This window comes from Arthrobacter sp. HS15c, from assembly GCF_040812005.1.
Taxonomy (GTDB): Bacteria; Actinomycetota; Actinomycetes; order Actinomycetales; family Micrococcaceae; genus Arthrobacter.
This window is the reverse complement of the sequence record NZ_JBFOHM010000011.1, coordinates 66,946-81,753: the sequence shown is the minus strand read 5'-3', so window position 1 is coordinate 81,753 and position 14,808 is coordinate 66,946. Positions and strand designations below refer to the sequence as shown.

At 66.8% G+C, this 14,808-nt stretch carries 13 protein-coding genes and 1 tRNA gene; 6 read left to right on the top strand and 8 right to left on the bottom strand.

Annotation, left to right across the window (positions count from 1 at the left end):
• Positions 1 to 45: 45 nt before the first annotated feature.
• The 4 genes from ABV518_RS18325 to ABV518_RS18310 form a co-directional block, all read right to left on the bottom strand.
• Positions 46 to 753 carry a hypothetical protein gene (locus ABV518_RS18325; protein ID WP_367769803.1) on the bottom strand — a complete coding sequence of 236 codons (708 nt, stop codon included), beginning with the start codon at positions 751 to 753 and terminating at the stop codon, positions 46 to 48.
• An 18-nt stretch (positions 754 to 771) separates the two neighbouring features.
• On the bottom strand, positions 772 to 2,073 hold the full coding sequence (locus ABV518_RS18320; protein ID WP_367769800.1) for a glycosyltransferase: 1,302 nt from the start codon (positions 2,071 to 2,073) through the stop codon (positions 772 to 774).
• Positions 2,074 to 2,151: 78 nt separating this feature from the next.
• Positions 2,152 to 4,647, bottom strand: coding sequence for a DNA helicase PcrA (gene pcrA, locus ABV518_RS18315; RefSeq protein ID WP_367769797.1), 2,496 nt, complete (start codon positions 4,645 to 4,647; stop codon positions 2,152 to 2,154).
• Between the two features lie 95 nt (positions 4,648 to 4,742).
• A complete protein-coding gene (locus ABV518_RS18310) occupies positions 4,743 to 5,573 on the bottom strand; it encodes an inositol monophosphatase (protein ID WP_367769794.1) in 831 nt (276 codons plus the stop codon).
• 32 nt (positions 5,574 to 5,605) lie between these two features.
• Between ABV518_RS18310 and ABV518_RS18305 the strand changes: the two genes are divergently transcribed.
• Complete coding sequence (locus ABV518_RS18305; protein ID WP_367769790.1) at positions 5,606 to 6,253, top strand: hypothetical protein; 648 nt, start codon at positions 5,606 to 5,608, stop codon at positions 6,251 to 6,253.
• Here ABV518_RS18305 and ABV518_RS18300 read toward each other — a convergent pair.
• Entirely contained in the window at positions 6,231 to 6,998 is a 768-nt protein-coding gene (locus tag ABV518_RS18300; protein WP_367769787.1) for a DUF998 domain-containing protein, read from the bottom strand. The two genes, ABV518_RS18305 and ABV518_RS18300, sit on opposite strands and share 23 nt — an antisense overlap.
• A gap of 83 nt (positions 6,999 to 7,081) precedes the next feature.
• Between ABV518_RS18300 and ABV518_RS18295 the strand changes: the two genes are divergently transcribed.
• The 3 genes from ABV518_RS18295 to ABV518_RS18285 all read left to right on the top strand — a co-directional run bounded on the left by ABV518_RS18295 (position 7,082) and on the right by ABV518_RS18285 (position 8,086).
• A tRNA-Arg gene (locus ABV518_RS18295) sits at positions 7,082 to 7,154 on the top strand.
• Position 7,155: 1 nt separating this feature from the next.
• Positions 7,156 to 7,638, top strand: coding sequence for a DUF6314 family protein (locus tag ABV518_RS18290; RefSeq protein WP_367769784.1), 483 nt, complete (start codon positions 7,156 to 7,158; stop codon positions 7,636 to 7,638).
• 19 nt (positions 7,639 to 7,657) lie between these two features.
• On the top strand, positions 7,658 to 8,086 hold the full coding sequence (locus ABV518_RS18285; protein WP_367769782.1) for an NUDIX domain-containing protein: 429 nt from the start codon (positions 7,658 to 7,660) through the stop codon (positions 8,084 to 8,086).
• A gap of 69 nt (positions 8,087 to 8,155) precedes the next feature.
• Here ABV518_RS18285 and ABV518_RS18280 read toward each other — a convergent pair whose 3' ends face one another.
• Both ABV518_RS18280 and ABV518_RS18275 read right to left on the bottom strand, forming a co-directional pair.
• On the bottom strand, positions 8,156 to 10,069 hold the full coding sequence (locus tag ABV518_RS18280) for an ABC transporter ATP-binding protein (RefSeq protein ID WP_367769780.1): 1,914 nt from the start codon (positions 10,067 to 10,069) through the stop codon (positions 8,156 to 8,158).
• Positions 10,066 to 11,730 carry an ABC-F family ATP-binding cassette domain-containing protein gene (locus ABV518_RS18275; protein WP_367769778.1) on the bottom strand — a complete coding sequence of 555 codons (1,665 nt, stop codon included), beginning with the start codon at positions 11,728 to 11,730 and terminating at the stop codon, positions 10,066 to 10,068. The genes ABV518_RS18280 and ABV518_RS18275 overlap by 4 nt, the downstream gene beginning before the upstream one ends.
• A gap of 287 nt (positions 11,731 to 12,017) precedes the next feature.
• Here ABV518_RS18275 and ABV518_RS18270 point away from each other — a divergent pair, with 287 nt between their 5' ends.
• Together ABV518_RS18270 and ABV518_RS18265 are read left to right on the top strand one after the other, a co-directional pair.
• A complete protein-coding gene (locus tag ABV518_RS18270) occupies positions 12,018 to 12,749 on the top strand; it encodes a hypothetical protein (RefSeq protein WP_367769775.1) in 732 nt (243 codons plus the stop codon).
• Positions 12,746 to 13,483: a hypothetical protein gene (locus tag ABV518_RS18265; protein ID WP_367769772.1), complete on the top strand. Its 738-nt coding sequence runs from the start codon at positions 12,746 to 12,748 to the stop codon at positions 13,481 to 13,483. Before ABV518_RS18270 ends, ABV518_RS18265 begins: the two co-directional genes overlap by 4 nt.
• Positions 13,484 to 13,657: 174 nt before the next feature.
• On the opposite strand, the gene ABV518_RS18260 is transcribed toward ABV518_RS18265, so the two are convergent.
• On the bottom strand, positions 13,658 to 14,761 hold the full coding sequence (locus ABV518_RS18260; RefSeq protein WP_367769769.1) for an LLM class flavin-dependent oxidoreductase: 1,104 nt from the start codon (positions 14,759 to 14,761) through the stop codon (positions 13,658 to 13,660).
• Positions 14,762 to 14,808 lie beyond the last annotated feature (47 nt).

Here is a 14,808-nt window from a genome sequence, read left to right as displayed (position 1 = left end):
TGTGAGTAAGGACACTATTCTATGGGGCGTAGAAAAAGCCCTAGATTACGGGGTTTTTGGGGCCTCTGACGGGGCCGTTGAAGCCGGTTCGGATGCCTTGGAAATAAGTTCGTAGCGGTCCCGCGCAACAAAGAATCCGACGCCGGCGGACACGTTTCCGCACGCCACGCCGCCGTTGTAGGCGGAACAACGCAGTCCGTTCCGTTCGAGGTTCTGCCCTTCCGGAAGGACCGGAAGCTGGGTGATCGGGCCTGCTTTGTTCCCCTCCGGTCCGTAGGCCGACTCCATTTGTGTGACGCCGGAACGGCACCCGCCGTAGGTTGCTGATTCAGGAGTCAGCAGGGCCGTTCCGCCGAGATAGCCCAGGCCGGTTCCGGCGCAGTCGTCCTTCACGTCGGCGGTTGCCGGCTTGGGATACTTCGCGAGCTCGCAGTGTGCCACGGGAACGGTAGCCAGTTTGGTGTTCCCGCTGTCGCTGAAGTTGTTCTGCTCGTAGGGAAGCTTGATGTGCTCGCCCTTGGCCGAGGTCAGTGAACACACGATGGAGCGGTCCCCGGTCACGAAGGAGAGGATGTCTTCGCCGGCCGCGAAGGGGGCTGGATCAGCCAGGGCTGCCTGTTCCAGTTGTTCCAGTGCGGGCAGCGGCGGCGGAGCCACGTAGCCGGGGTCCTCGGTGGTGATGGAACACGCCGTGGCCGCCAGCAGGAAGAAGGCGGCCAGGATCCCCAATACAGTCCGTCGCATGGGCTCCATTATGCCCGGATGCCGGCTTCACCCCGCGGACGGCTTCGCGACGCCCTCCACGACGGCGGCAGCGGCCTCGGCCGGATCTGCCGAGTCCAGCTGTTCACGCATGTTCCGTGCGCGCTCTTTCCAGCCGGGATCTGCCAGGACTTTCTCCACGGCGCCCGCGATGTCGGCGGGCTTGGGCGCATCCGACCGCAGGTTGATGCCGACGCGGGCATGTTCCACCCGGGCGTTGACGTCGCTCTTGCCCTCGTTGATGCCCGACACCACCAGCGGGACACCCTTGGAAAGGCTGAGCTGCACGCCACCGAACCCGCCGTTGGTGATGAACACGTCGGTGAAGTCAAAGACTGTGGCGAAATCCACGTAGTCCCGCACCACCACATTGGCCTGTTTGTAGCGGGCCTGGAGGGCTTCGGTGCCCCGTCCACCGGTAGCAACGATCACCAACGCGTCCATGTCCTTCAGCGCCTCAAGCGCGGGAACAATCAGTTTGTTGTGGTCCGCGTTGTCCACCGTCCCCTGTGTCACCACGAACGTTGCCGGGTAGTTTCGCGGCAGCTCATCGTCGATGCCGGTTCCTGCCGCGGACTGGTCGGCTGCACGGTATGGCAGCAGCGCCCCGACGTAGTGGACCTTGGGGTTGACGTGCCGCCGCGGGAAATCGAGGGACTCCGGCCCGGTCTGGATGATGGCGTCCGAGCACCGGTAGGGTTCGTCCGTCAACCGGCCGTGGCTGGGGACCACCTGGCCGTAGGTCCCGTGCTGGCGCCGGTAGCTCTTGTTCGCCGGCCTGAAGATGACCTTGTCCGAAAGCAGACCTGCTGAGGCCTGCACCAGCCTTTCCGCAGCATTGCGGGGCGGGTTGAACCCGAAGAACAGCGGTGGGACCAGCGGATCGCTCTCCATGTTCGGAACCACAACGAAGGTCACCAGTGGCTTTCCCAAAAGATGCGAAAGCAGCCGCTGGATGAACATGGTGCTGTCCACGACCGCGACGTCGAAGGGAAAATCTGTGTTCAGTTCGCGAATGTCCTCAATGAAATTGCTGATGTTGCTGGCAAAGATCTTTTCCCCGTCGAAGCCGATGGCCAGGGGCCCTTTGAGTTTGGCCCGCTCCGGATACAGCTCGTTCAGGTTGTCCGCACGGTGCTCGATCGCCCGGCGGAAAGGGAAGTGCTCAATGCCCAGGCCCTGGAGCTTCCCGGCGAATACCTGGCCGGTGTACCAGCCGACGTCATGGCCGCGGTCCTTCAGGCGCATCGCGACGCCTGTCATGGGGTTGAAATGGCCGTCAATGGCCTGGCTGGCGAACAGGATTTTCACGGTAGTGCCCCGAATCTGCCGTACTCAATTTTCCTGAACTGTATGCCAGCCCGGGTCCCCCGACAAGGGCAGCCGCCCCTAGGCGTCGAGCTTGGTCAGCGGCGCGTAGCGCAGCAGGAGCCGCTTCTCCCCCACATCGAATTTGACCTTTGCCACGGTCTTGTCACCGGCGCCTTCAAGCGCCAGCACCGTGCCGTTGCCGAAGCTGGTGTGGTTGACCTTGTCCCCCACGCTGACAGCCACGATCTCCTTCTGCGGCTGCACCCGGTTCTTGGCGATGATGGCGGGAACGTCCGAGTTGAAACCGGCCGAGGAATCAGCCGCCGCGCCACGGGCCGTGCCGGCGCCCCAGAAGGATCCGTTGTACCGGTTCGAGGCAATGGATCCGCTGCCCCAGCCGCCGGTCTGCCGGCTGGTGCCTTCGCGTTTCCACTCCAGAAGCTCGGCCGGGATCTCCTCGAGGAACTGGCTGGCGGGGTTGTACTGGCTCTGGCCCCACATGCTGCGGACCTCTGAACGCGTGACGTAGAGGCGCTTGCGGGCGCGCGTCAGGCCCACGTAGGCGAGCCGGCGCTCCTCGGCGAGTTCCTTGGGGTCGGTGGCGGACCGCTGGTGCGGGAACAGCCCGTGCTCCATGCCCGTCAGGAACACCACCGGGAATTCGAGGCCCTTTGCCGTGTGCAGTGTCATCAGCGTGACCACGCCCAGCCGTTTGGCCTCCGCCACGGCGGCGTCGATATCGGCCCCCGGCGCGTCCGGGATCTGGTCGGCGTCCGCGACAAGCGAGACCTGCTCCAGGAAGGCGCCCAGCGACCCTTCCGGGTTTTCCTGTTCGTATTCACGGACGACGGCGACCAGTTCCGCCAGGTTTTCCACGCGGGACTCGTCCTGCGGATCGGTGCTCGAACGCAGGCCGGCCAGGTAGCCCGTCTGCTCCAGGACCGCCTCAAGGGCAGCCGCCGCGCCTGAACCGGCCGCCACTTCGGCGAGATCGTCCAGGAGTTTCACGAACCCCAGCACCGCGTTAACGGAGCGGGTGGCCATGCCGGGGGCTTCCTCGGCGCGGCGGGCGGCGGCCATGAAGGACATCCGCTCCCGCTGTGCCAGTGCAGCCACGGCGCCCTCGGCGCGGTCGCCGATGCCGCGCTTGGGTTCGTTCAGCACGCGGCGCAGGTTGACGTCGTCGTCGGGGTTGACCAGCACCCGGAGGTACGCGAGCGCGTCCTTGATTTCCTTGCGTTCGTAGAAGCGGGTGCCGCCAACAACCTTGTACGGAAGCCCTACCCGTACCAGCACGTCCTCGATGGAGCGGGACTGCGCGTTGGTGCGATAGAAAATGGCGACATCGCCGGGGCGCAGGTTGTCCTCGTCCTGGAGGCGGTCAATTTCCTTGGCGATGAACTGGGCTTCATCGTGTTCGTTTTCGCCCACATAGCCGATGATCTTGTGGCCTTCGCCCTCGGCCGTCCACAGCCGTTTGTCCGGGCGGTTGGGGTTGCGCGAGATGACGGAGTTGGCGGCGCTGAGGATGTTCTGCGTGGAGCGGTAGTTCTGTTCCAGCTTGATGGTGCGCGCGTCCGGGTAGTCCTTTTCGAACTCCACGATGTTGCGGATGTCGGCGCCACGGAACGCGTAGATGGACTGGTCGGAGTCGCCCACCACGGTGAGCTCGGAGGCGCCGGGTCCCTCGCCCACGATTTCGCGTACCAGCGCGTACTGGGCGTGGTTGGTGTCCTGGTATTCGTCCACGAGGACGTGCCGGAAGCGCCGCCGGTAGGAGTCAGCGAGCGCCGGGAAGGCCCGGAACATGTAGACCGTCTCGGCGATCAGGTCGTCAAAGTCCATGGCGTTGGCCTGCCGCAGCCGTTGGGTGTAGCCCTTGAAGACGTCGGCCACGGCGGACTCGAACGGATCGTTGTGGTTCGCGGAGGACGTGTAGGAGTCGGCGTCGATGAGCTCGTTCTTGAGAGCCGAGATCTTGTGCTGGATGGCCTTGGGCGCGAACTTCTTGGGGTCCAGGTCCAGGCTCTTGGACACCTGCGTGACCAGCCGGAGCGAGTCCGCGGAGTCATAGATGGAGAAGTTGGACTTCAGGCCGATGTTGGCCGCTTCCTGCCGGAGGATGCGTACGCAGGAGGAGTGGAAGGTGGAGATCCACATGATTTTGGCGCGGCCGCCTACGAGGACCTCGATGCGCTCCCGCATTTCGGCGGCAGCCTTGTTCGTGAACGTGATGGCCAGGATCTCGCCGTGGTGCGCACGGCGTGTGGCGATCAGGTAGGCGATCCTGTTGCTGAGTACGCGGGTTTTGCCCGAACCGGCGCCGGCCACGATCAGCAGGGCGCTGCCGGCGTGCTTGACGGCCTCTTCCTGCTGCGGGTTGAGTCCCTGCAGCAGCTCCGCCGCGTCCGGCCGGTGGTGCGCAGCCGGGTGGTTTTCCGTGCTCCGGCCTCCCCCGCCGCCCCCGATTTCGGAGGCCTGGGCGAGGCCTTCGGGGCGCGACTTGGTGCGGGCGGCGGCCGCCGGGGCGGCCTTGAACGGTCCGTCAGAGTACGGGTCAAACAACATATCCATGGTGCCTACAAGTCTAGGCGGTGGGGCCGACACTCACTTCCGGCCTGTGGATTACTCCAGGTCCGCCCGGCGTTTCCCTGCTCCGGAGGCGGGACTCAGGCCACCGAGCCGGACTCCAGAGCCGCACGCAGCTCGCGCACCGCCGTCGTGCCTCCGGCCATGAACCAGTCCAGGCCGTTGATCCGGACCGTGTCCGTGGCGCCGCCGGCGGCACGGACGATTGCCTTGCCCGGCAGCCAGTCCCACTCGGGGCAGCTGTGCTGGAACCAGCACCCCAGCTGGCCGTCGGCCACCCGTCCCAGGTCGCAGGATCCCGAGCCGAGCATCCGCAGGGCAGCGGCGGACGTGGCCGCAGCGTGCCAGGGCATGGCGCACAGCGGATCCATCAGCCAGGTGGGGTGGATGTAGGTGGCCGCGCCGAGTTCTGCCACGGGGGTGCCGTTGCGGGATCCGTGGTTGTCGCGGAAGACGCCCAGGCTCTCGCCGTTCAGGGTGGCGTGCCGGGTGCTGCCGCCAAGCCAGAGTTTGTCCTCCTCAGGCTGGAAGATCGCCCCGAGCAGCACGTCTGAGGAGTCTTTGAGCGCGATCGCGGAGCACCAGTAGGTGGAGCCATGCAGGAAGTTGTAGGTGCCGTCCACGGGGTCGATGACCCACGTCCGGCCGCTGGTCCCCTGGACTGATGCGCCTTCCTCACCGAGGATGCCGTCCTCGGGCCGGCAGCGCCGGAGCTGTTCCAGGACGTAGGCCTCGGCCGCGTGGTCCGCGGCGGTCACAACGTCGGAGACGGAGGTTTTCTGCTGCGACTGCAGGCCGGCCATCCGCATGAGCAGGGCCAGCTGGCCCGCCTCCCGGACCAGCGCCGCCGCGAGCTGGTAGTCGTCCAGTGAGGGGTCAAGTTCAACAGCGCTGTGCCGGCCTATGGTCATGACCCCAGTTTATGGGGCGGGATAATGGTGCCATGGCCAAAACTCCTGCGCAGCGGATCAAGAAGCACGGCTCCAAGGCAGCTGTTCCGCAGCACCACCTCCCGCCGGTCATCAACCCCACCACTGACCGGTCGCCGCAGAAGGCCCGGAACAACAGCAACCTGATTGTCATCGCGGGCGTGGTGGTCAGTCTTTTCCTGTTCTGGTACGTCCACCTGCTGACCCTTGACCAACTGCGGGACGTCTCCGGCGAGCCGGCCATGCCCGACTCCCTGCTGGGCGGCTTCGACACGGCCTACGTCGGCGAGCTGCACACCGCGATGAACGACGACGCCCGCGGCCAGCTCAACTACGTCCACAAGACCGCCGGGACCCTTTTCCCGCTCATCTTTGGCTTCACGTGGCTGTTGCTGATCGGGACCAATGTGGCCAGGAAGGCCGTCCGCTGGGTCCTCTGGGCCGTACCGCTGCTGTTCGTGGTGGTCCGGCTGTGGGGCAACGTCGCCATCGACGCGGCGCTGGCAGCGGAAATGCCCGACGCCGGCCAGGTCGCCTTGGCGTCCGGCCTCACCGTTGCGGGGTGGGTGCTGCTGGTCCTCAGCCTGCTGGCCGGGGCCGCGGCGGTGTTCCTGGGCAAGAAGCCGGCCGCCGGACCCGCTAGGCCCGCCCCGCCGCAGTAGCGCGGGCGCGCAGCTCTTTCCGGTGCCGGTGGACCCGCTGCGCGATGACCAGGCCCGAGGCCGCCACGCCCAGCGTGACGGGGTAGCCCATCAGCCTCTCAAGCGTGCCCGGCTCCGGCACGTCCATGCCCGTCAGCCCGCCCGTTGCGAGCGCGGCGAGGGACACCACGCCGCATGCCAGGATGAACCACCCCAGCGGAGTCTGCCGCAGCCACAGGACGCCCAGCACCAGGAGGGCACCCGCGCCGGCAAGGAAATACGTCACCGCGCCGATGAAGTGGAAGGCCGATCCGGCGTCCTCCGGAACCAGGCCCACCACGATGGTCCCGGCACCGGCAGCGCCGGTCAGGATCCGTACCCAGGCAGCCGCCAGCCAGTGCTTCCCGCGTCCTGGCTGGACCCGCGCTCCGGCCCTGGCCGCGACGCACAACAGCCCGGAACCCAGCAGCAGCGCCCCGAGGAGCATGCCCAGCCCCTGGATGATAAACGAGGCATTCATCAGCCAATGCAGCGGCGAACACACGTCCCTGCCGTCGTAGATCCCGCAGTTAACCGCGCCCAGGTCGCTGATGTACCCGGTCCGCCGGTCGTAGGGCTGGTGACCGGCCCACGCCCCGATCACCCCGGTTTCCGCGGCGAAGTACTGCAGCACGCTCAGGACGGACCAGGCCCCGATGTACTGCCGGGTGGAGGCCGTGTCCGGGATGAAAGCGGTGGCTGGAGCGGACGTCGGGCCTGATCTCATGCCAAGAGCGTAGTACGGCCTCCCACCTTGTATGCTTATATCCGTGTCCGGACGGACCGGCCCTGCCGGAACAGCGGATACGCGCCCTCGTAGCTCAGTGGATAGAGCACGGCTCTCCTAAAGCCGGTGTCGTTGGTTCGATTCCAATCGAGGGCACTTGAACCTTCCCGAACCCCAGGCTGCCAGGCAGACGGGGCCTGACTTCGACCTCCGCGCCTACCTGCTTGGTCCCTCGCAGGCCGGACACTGGGCCGTTGAACGGCAACTGCTGGACCGGGCAGCAGGCACCCGCGGAACCTTTTCCGGCGTCGTACATTTTTCCCCCACGGACGACGGCGGCCTGGCCTTCCGCGAGGAAGGCACCATGCGCTGGCCCACCTTCACAGGCCCCGCCACCCGCGAGTACCTCCTCAAACCCGCCGAACATCCCGATGCCCTGGACGTGTTTTTTGCCGACGGGCGGCCGTTCCACCGGATGAGCTTCACGCCGGAAGCCAACCTGGACAACCACTGGTGCGACCCCGATACATACCGCGTCGCGTATGCGTTGGAGGGTCCGGACCGGTTCAGCTACACCTGGGACGTCAGCGGGCCGCGCAAGGACCTGCTGCTGGCCTCGGCCCTGCGGCGGGTGGTCTGAAGCGGCTAGGCTCGGAGCCGTGAAAGCCCGCATTGTTGTCTCCGCCGTCTGTGTTTTCGATGCCGCCGGCCGGCTCCTGACCGTCCGCAAACGCGGCACCGGCATGTTTATGCACCCGGGCGGCAAGCCCGAACCGGGCGAAAGCGCCGTCCACGCCGCGGCCCGGGAGCTCCAGGAGGAGGTCGGCATAGTCGTCGATCCGGCCGATCTGCAGCTGATGGGCGTGTGGATCGCCGACGCCGCCAACGAGGCCGCCACGGACATTGAAGCCACGGTGTTCACAGCGCCCGGGACCTGGACGGCGCACCCTTCAGCCGAGATCGCCGAGATCCGCTGGCTGGACCTGGCCGCGCTGGATCAGGGCGCCCCGCTGCCGCGGGACCTCGCGCCGCTCCTGACGGACCACATCCTGCCGGAACTGGCCGCGCTCCGCCCCGGCCCCAAGTAGGTGGCAGCAGATGTCGTTTTGAGGGCTCAAAACGACATCTGCTGCTACTCAGTTGGGGAAGGTGGGCCGCTAGTACTCCGGAACGGTTTCCTCAGCCACGGCCGTGGCCTCGGCGAACTGCGTCCGGTACAGCTCCGCGTAGCGCCCCTCGGCCGCGAGCAGCTCCGTGTGCGTCCCGCGCTCCACGATCTGCCCGTCCTCCACCACCAGGATCACGTCGGCGGCACGGATGGTGGACAGCCGGTGGGCAATCACGACGGCGGTGCGCCCCTCGAGCGCGGCGCCCAGGGCCGCCTGCACGGCGGCTTCGTTGGTGGAGTCGAGTGCGGCAGTCGCCTCGTCCAGGATGACCACCCTGGGCTGGGAGATCAGCAGCCGGGCGATGGTGAGGCGCTGGCGTTCACCGCCGGAAAGCCGGTATCCCCGCTCCCCCACCACGGTGTCCAGGCCGTCGGGCAGTGACCGGATCATGGTCTCAAGCCGGGCCTGCCGGATGGCCTCCCACATGTCGTCGTCGGTGGCGTCCGGCTTGGCGAGCCGGAGGTTGGAGGCGATGCTCTCGTGGAAAAGGTGACCGTCCTGGGTCACCATGCCCAGGGTGTCGCGCACCGAGTCGAACGTGGCGTCCCGGACGTCCAGCCCGGAGCCCGGCAGGGTGCCGCCGAGCCGGACAGCGCCGGAGTCGACGTCGTACAGCCGCGAAAGCAGCTGCGCGATGGTGGACTTTCCCGCGCCGGAAGAGCCCACCAGGGCCACGGTCTGCCCCGGTTCCACCCGGAAGCTGATGCCGTGCAGTACTTCCTCGCCGCCGCGGGTGTCCAGGGTGGAAACCTCCTCCAGCGAGGCCAGCGACACCTTGTCCGCCGCGGGGTAGGCGAAGCGGACGTCATCGAACTCCACGGAGACCGGTCCGGCCGGCACCTCCACGGCGTCGGGCTTCTGCTGGATCAGCGGCTTGAGGTCCAGGATTTCGAAGACCCGCTCAAAGCTGACCAGGGCACTCATGATTTCCACGCGGGCGTTGGACAGGGCCGTGAGCGGCGCGTACAGGCGGGTCAGCAGAAGCGCCAGCACCACCACGTCGCCGGCGGCGAGCTGGCCGCCAATAGCCAGCCAGCCGCCCAGGCCGTAGACAAGTGCCAGGGCGAGTGCCGATACCAGCGTCAGTGCGGTGACGAAGGTGAACTGCAGCATGGCTGTGCGGACACCGATGTCGCGGACCCGGCCGGCCCGGACGGCAAACTCGCGGGATTCCTCGTCCGGCCGGCCGAAAAGCTTGACCAGCGTGGCGCCGGGGGCGGAGAACCGCTCTGTCATCTGGGTGCCCATGGCGGCGTTGTGTTCGGCGGCCTCACGCCGAAGGTCCGCGAGGCGGGATCCCATCCGGCGGGCGGGGATCAGGAAGATCGGCAGCAGGACCATGGCCAGGACGGTGACCTGCCAGGACGTCCCGAGCATCACGATCAGCGTCAGGACCAGCGCCACGACGTTGCTGACCACGCCTGAGAGGGTGCCGGCGAAGGCGGACTGTGCCCCGATGACGTCGTTGTTCAGGCGGCTGACCAGTGCGCCGGTGCGTGTGCGGGTGAAGAACGCGATGGGCATCTTCTGCACGTGGTCAAAGACCCTGGTGCGAAGGTCCACGATCACGCCTTCGCCGATCGTGGAGGAAAGCCAGCGGCTCACCAGTCCCAGGCCCGCTTCGGCCACCGCAACGACGGCGATCAGCACGGCAAGCCGGATGACCTCCCCGGTGCCGGCCTTGGCCACGATGGCGTCCACCACCTGGCCCGCCAGGACCGGGGTTGCCACGGCGAGGAACGCCATCACGATGGAGAGGGCCACAAACGCGATCAGTTTTGTCCGGTGCGGCCGGGCGAAGCCCAGGACCCGTTTCAGGGTTTCCTTGGAGAACGGTTTGGAGCCGCTCTTGGCCCGGGTGATGTTGTAGAGGGATCCCCAGGCCACGCGTTCCATGCTCATCGCTGTTGCTCCGTTGCGCCGGTCATGATCTCAGTTACTGTCCCGTTGTCCACATTCCACCGTACATCCAGCCGCACGTTCTCCAGCAGCCTCCGGTCATGGGTGACCAGCAGCAGGGCGCCCTCGTAGCTTTCCAGGGCCTCCTCGAGCTGTTCGATGGCTGGCAGGTCCAGGTGGTTGGTGGGCTCGTCGAGGACCAGCAGGTTTACCCCGCGGGCCTGCAGCAGGGCCAGGGCGGCCCTGGTGCGTTCGCCGGGTGAGAGGGAATCGACGGCGCGTGCCGTGTGGTCCGCCTTCAGCCCGAATTTGGCCAGCAGGGTGCGGACTTCCGCCGGTGTGAGGTTCGTGAGTACGGCTTCGACGGCGTCACCCAGCTTCAGGTGCCCCGCGAGCAGACCGCGGGCCTGGTCGATTTCGCCGACGGCCACGGAGGCGCCCATGGCGGCGTTGCCGGCGTCCGGGGCCTGGACTCCCAGGAGGAGGCGAAGCAGCGTTGACTTGCCCGCTCCGTTGGGGCCGGTGATGCCGATCCGCTCCCCCGCGTTGAGCTGAAGGTTGACCGGCCCCAGGGTGAAGTCGCCCTGGTTCACGACGGCGTCCCGCAAGGTTGCCACCACAGCGCTGGACCGGGGCGCCTGGCCGATGGTGAACTGCAGCTGCCATTCCTTCCGCGGCTCCTCCACCACGTCCAGCCGGGCGATCCGGGATTCCATCTGCCGCACTTTCTGCGCCTGCTTCTCCGAGGACTCGGTGCTTGCCGCGCGGCGGATCTTGTCGTTGTCCGGGCTTTTCTTCATAGCGTTCCGCACGCCCTGGGAGCTCCACTCACGCTGGGTGCGGGCCCGGGAGACGAGGTCCGCTTTGGTGGAGGCGAACTCCTCGAACCGTTCCCGGGCGTGGCGGCGTGCCACGGCGCGTTCCTCCAGGAACGCCTCGTAGCCGCCGTCGTAGACGGCAACCGAGTTCTGGGCCAGGTCCAGCTCCACGATGGTGGTGACGCAGCGGGCGAGGAACTCACGGTCATGGGACACCAGCACCGCACCGCCGCGCAGGCCCTGCACAAACGCCTCGAGTTTGGCCAGGCCGGCGAGGTCCAGATCGTTGGTGGGCTCGTCCAGCAGCACGATGTCGAACCGGCTGAGCAGCAGGGCTGCAAGGGCCACCCGGGCGGCCTGGCCGCCGGAGAGCCCGGTCATGGGAGCGTCAGGGCCGGTTTCCAGGCCCAGGTCCGCGAGCACCGGCGGGATGCGTTCATCGAGGTCCGCCGCGCCTGAGGCCATCCAGCGGTCAAAGGCCAGGGAATAGGCATCGTCTGCCCCGGCGGCACCTGATCCGAGCGCTTCGGCGGTGGATTCCATTTCCACGGTCGCCTGGGCGCAGCCGGTCCGGCGCGCGATGTAGGCGGCGACGGTCTCGCCAGCCACCCGTTCGTGCTCCTGCGGCAGCCACCCCACGAAGGCATCAGCCGGGGCTAGGCTGACCGAACCGCCCTGCGGCTGGTCCACTCCGGCGAGAAGGCGCAGAAGGGTGGACTTGCCGGCACCGTTGGCTCCCACCACGCCAACGACGTCACCCGGGGAGACGGTCAGCGAAAGCTTGGAGAAGAGCGTCCGGTGGTCATGGCCTCCGGAAAGGTCTTTGGCAACAAGGGTTGCAGTCATGGGGTCCATCCTCTCGATGCTGCCGGACCGCGGGGAATCCCGCTGGGGCGGCGGCCCGGGTTGTTCTTCCGGGAAAGCCGCAGAAAACCGCGGTAATTCGCGGTAAACCCGGGTGATTCCGCCCCGCGCGCGGCAGGGCATAAAAGAACCCGCTGGTCCGGACTTGGGGGGTGTACGGACCAACGGGCTCGACCATCAAGCATAGTCGAATCGGTAGTCGGCGTAAAATCCCCACACGCCCGGCAGGCTAAAATTGTGGTATCCATCCGTTCTGAAGAGAGCACTCCATGCCCCTCCCCGCCAAGGCGTTCCAGCGCTGGTTGCACGGCATTGCGCCCGACGCCAGCACAGCCGACGTCTGCCGGGTTTCCGGGATCAAACGGACCACCCTTGCCCAGCAGCTGGTCCGCGGGAAAGTCGCGGAGACCACCGTGGTCAGCATCAGCCGCGCCTACGGCGTCAATCCCGTGTCCGCCCTCGCCGGCTTCGAGGCCTACAGCCAGCTGGCGGTCCCGGCCCCGCCCACCCGCTGTGAACTGGTCAGCCAGATCTCCACCCCGGACCTCCTGCGGGCCGTGCTGTCACGCTCGGCGGTGGATCCGGCCGGCAGGTCCGCGGAGCGGCCGCCGCTGAGCCTTGCGCCGCACGCCACCTCGGTCAAGAACTGGGTTGAGGCGATCGACGACGGCGAGCTGCGGCACCGCGTCTCGGCCGCCACCGGCGTGGCGCCGCAAAACTATTCGGCACAGCTGACGGCGAACCGTTTGTCCCCCGAACTGGCCATTGCCACTTCCCTGGCCGCCGGCGTCGGACCGGCCGGCGGGCTGGTGGCCACGGGGCTGATCACCGAGGCCGAGGCCGGCTGGCCTCCTGATGCCCGGCAGGCGGCCCTGGACGGCCTGCCCGACGGCGAGTTGACCACATTGGCCGGAGACCGGCTGCAGGCCCTGGGCAAGACCCTGAAACGCCAGGAACACGACCAAGAACAAACCAACAAAATCTGGGAGAACCTGGGATGATCGAGATCCTTCAGTGGTCCACCCTTGCCATTTGCGGCCTGATTGCCGTTGCCCGGGTTCCCAGCGCAGTGCGGGGAGAGAACCGGACCCTGTTCTGGATCTTCGCGCTGATGACCTTGGCCATCCTCCTCAGCATCGAAGCGCCCTACGTCGCCATTGACCAGGCCCTGGGGGGCTTCAACCTGGCAAACCTCATCCTGCGCTTCGTCATCTTCGCCGCCATCCTTTGCGTTGGCATCCGTGTCACCCGGGGGTTCGGCGCCACCGATGGATACCGGCTGCTGACCGGCCGTACGGGGATGGCGGTCCTTGCCCTGGTCTCACTGGCCGTGGTGGGTGTGTTCCTGCTGATGGATTCAAAAGGATCGTCGTCGGGGTTGGCACAAATCTCGACGCGGGGCGGCATCGATGCCGCGCTGGTGGAATACTACGGTGCGGCCGGCAGGGCGTATCCCGCGTATGTCTCCCTGGTGCTGCTGCCGGCCATGGTGCGGGCCCTCCGCAGTTCGCTCCCAGTGGCAATCCGTAGCGCAGCCTTCCTGCTGGCCGTCGGAGCAGTGGCCATCGCCCTGACACTGCTCTTCCCGGTAATGCCTTCCGGCTGGGGCCCTGCGAAATTCGTGGTCAACTACACCGCGGTGCTTTGCTTCGTTGTGGGACTGGCGCTCATCTGGGCGGCCAGGGTCCGCTACGGCCGCAGCGCGGCGAGGCCAGGGACTTTTACTGAAAAGTAACCTCGGCAAATTCACAAAATCATTAGAATGTGAAACAATCATGAATGTGTGAAGGCGAGGCGCGGGGCGTTTACGAACGGGGATAAATTCTGAGACGTTGCGCCTCAGGGTCCTTTGCACACATTGGGGGGATGAGTGGTGGCGGCCGTTGGGGACCGCCCCCACTCAGCCTGTTTAAGGCGCGTTTTGGCTCACGGTCCGGGCTTCCATTCCAGCACCGGGCCCCAGCTCCCGCTGGACCAGAGGAAGCACCTCGGTGCCCAGCAATTCGATGGCTTCGAGCACCGTTTCCTGCGGCACCGAGGACAGGTCCAGCTGGAAAATCTGCCGGTCGTGCTGCATATGCTCGTGCATCCTGACGATTTTTTCGGCCACCTCCTCCGGGTTGCCCACGAACAGCGCCCCGCCGGGCGCCGCCTCCATGTTGTACGTGACACCGCTGGGGGTTGGGAATCCGCGCTCTGCCGAGATCCGGCGCATGGTGTCCATCCAGTACGGCCGGAAGGCTTCCTTCGCCCGGCCCGCGCCTGACGCAGCGTCCCGCAGGACCAGCCCCGGAGCGCTGACGCCCACTTTCAGCCCGGCCGCACCGAATCCATGTTCGACGGCGGTCTGCCGGTACAGCGCGGCATGGCGCTCGAAGTTCCGCAGGGATCCGCCCAGCAGCGCGTACATCACGTTCTTGCCCAGGGCCGCGGCGCGCACGGTCGACTGGGGTGTGCCGCCGGTGGCGATCCAGATATCCAGTTCGCGGCTGCCGTCCGCCGCGGGGAACGGGCGCGGCAGGATCAGGGCATCATCCAGGCCGGAACGGAACTCGCCGCTCCAGGTAATCCGCTCCTGTGCGTTGAGCCGGAGCAGCAGCTCGAGCTTCTCCTCGTAGAGGGCGTCATAGTCCTCCAGGCGGGCGCCGAACAACGGATAGGACTCAATGAAGCTCCCCCGCCCGGCCGTCAGCTCCGCGCGGCCCTGGCTGATGAGGTCAATAGTGGCGAACTGCTGGAAGACGCGCACCGGATCCTCGGTGCTGAGGACGGTGACCGCGCTGCCCACTTTGATCTGCCGCGTCTGCGCCGCCGCAGCCGCCAACACGGTGGCAGGCGACGTGACAGAGTAGTCAGTACGGTGGTGCTCGCCCACCCCGAAGTAGTGGAGTCCCACCTGGTCCGCGAGGCGGGCCCGCTCAAGGAGATCCTGGGTGTTCTGTTCTGGGGACACCGCGGTGCCGCGCACGGGATCCCGGTGGATGTCCCCGAAGCTGAAGATTCCTAGTTCCATGCCTTATTCAAGCAATAGATGCATATGCATATTCCCGGGGGTGGCAG

Coding starts and splice junctions, on each gene's coding strand:
- ABV518_RS18305 (WP_367769790.1), top strand. CDS start 5,606: ATGGCCAAAACTCCTGCGCAGCGGATCAAGAAGCACGGCTCCAAGGCA.
- ABV518_RS18300 (WP_367769787.1), bottom strand. CDS start 6,998: ATGAGATCAGGCCCGACGTCCGCTCCAGCCACCGCTTTCATCCCGGAC.
- ABV518_RS18325 (WP_367769803.1), bottom strand. CDS start 753: ATGGAGCCCATGCGACGGACTGTATTGGGGATCCTGGCCGCCTTCTTC.
- pcrA (WP_367769797.1), bottom strand. CDS start 4,647: ATGGATATGTTGTTTGACCCGTACTCTGACGGACCGTTCAAGGCCGCC.
- ABV518_RS18270 (WP_367769775.1), top strand. CDS start 12,018: ATGCCCCTCCCCGCCAAGGCGTTCCAGCGCTGGTTGCACGGCATTGCG.
- ABV518_RS18310 (WP_367769794.1), bottom strand. CDS start 5,573: ATGACCATAGGCCGGCACAGCGCTGTTGAACTTGACCCCTCACTGGAC.
- ABV518_RS18265 (WP_367769772.1), top strand. CDS start 12,746: ATGATCGAGATCCTTCAGTGGTCCACCCTTGCCATTTGCGGCCTGATT.
- ABV518_RS18275 (WP_367769778.1), bottom strand. CDS start 11,730: ATGACTGCAACCCTTGTTGCCAAAGACCTTTCCGGAGGCCATGACCAC.
- ABV518_RS18260 (WP_367769769.1), bottom strand. CDS start 14,761: ATGGAACTAGGAATCTTCAGCTTCGGGGACATCCACCGGGATCCCGTG.
- ABV518_RS18280 (WP_367769780.1), bottom strand. CDS start 10,069: ATGAGCATGGAACGCGTGGCCTGGGGATCCCTCTACAACATCACCCGG.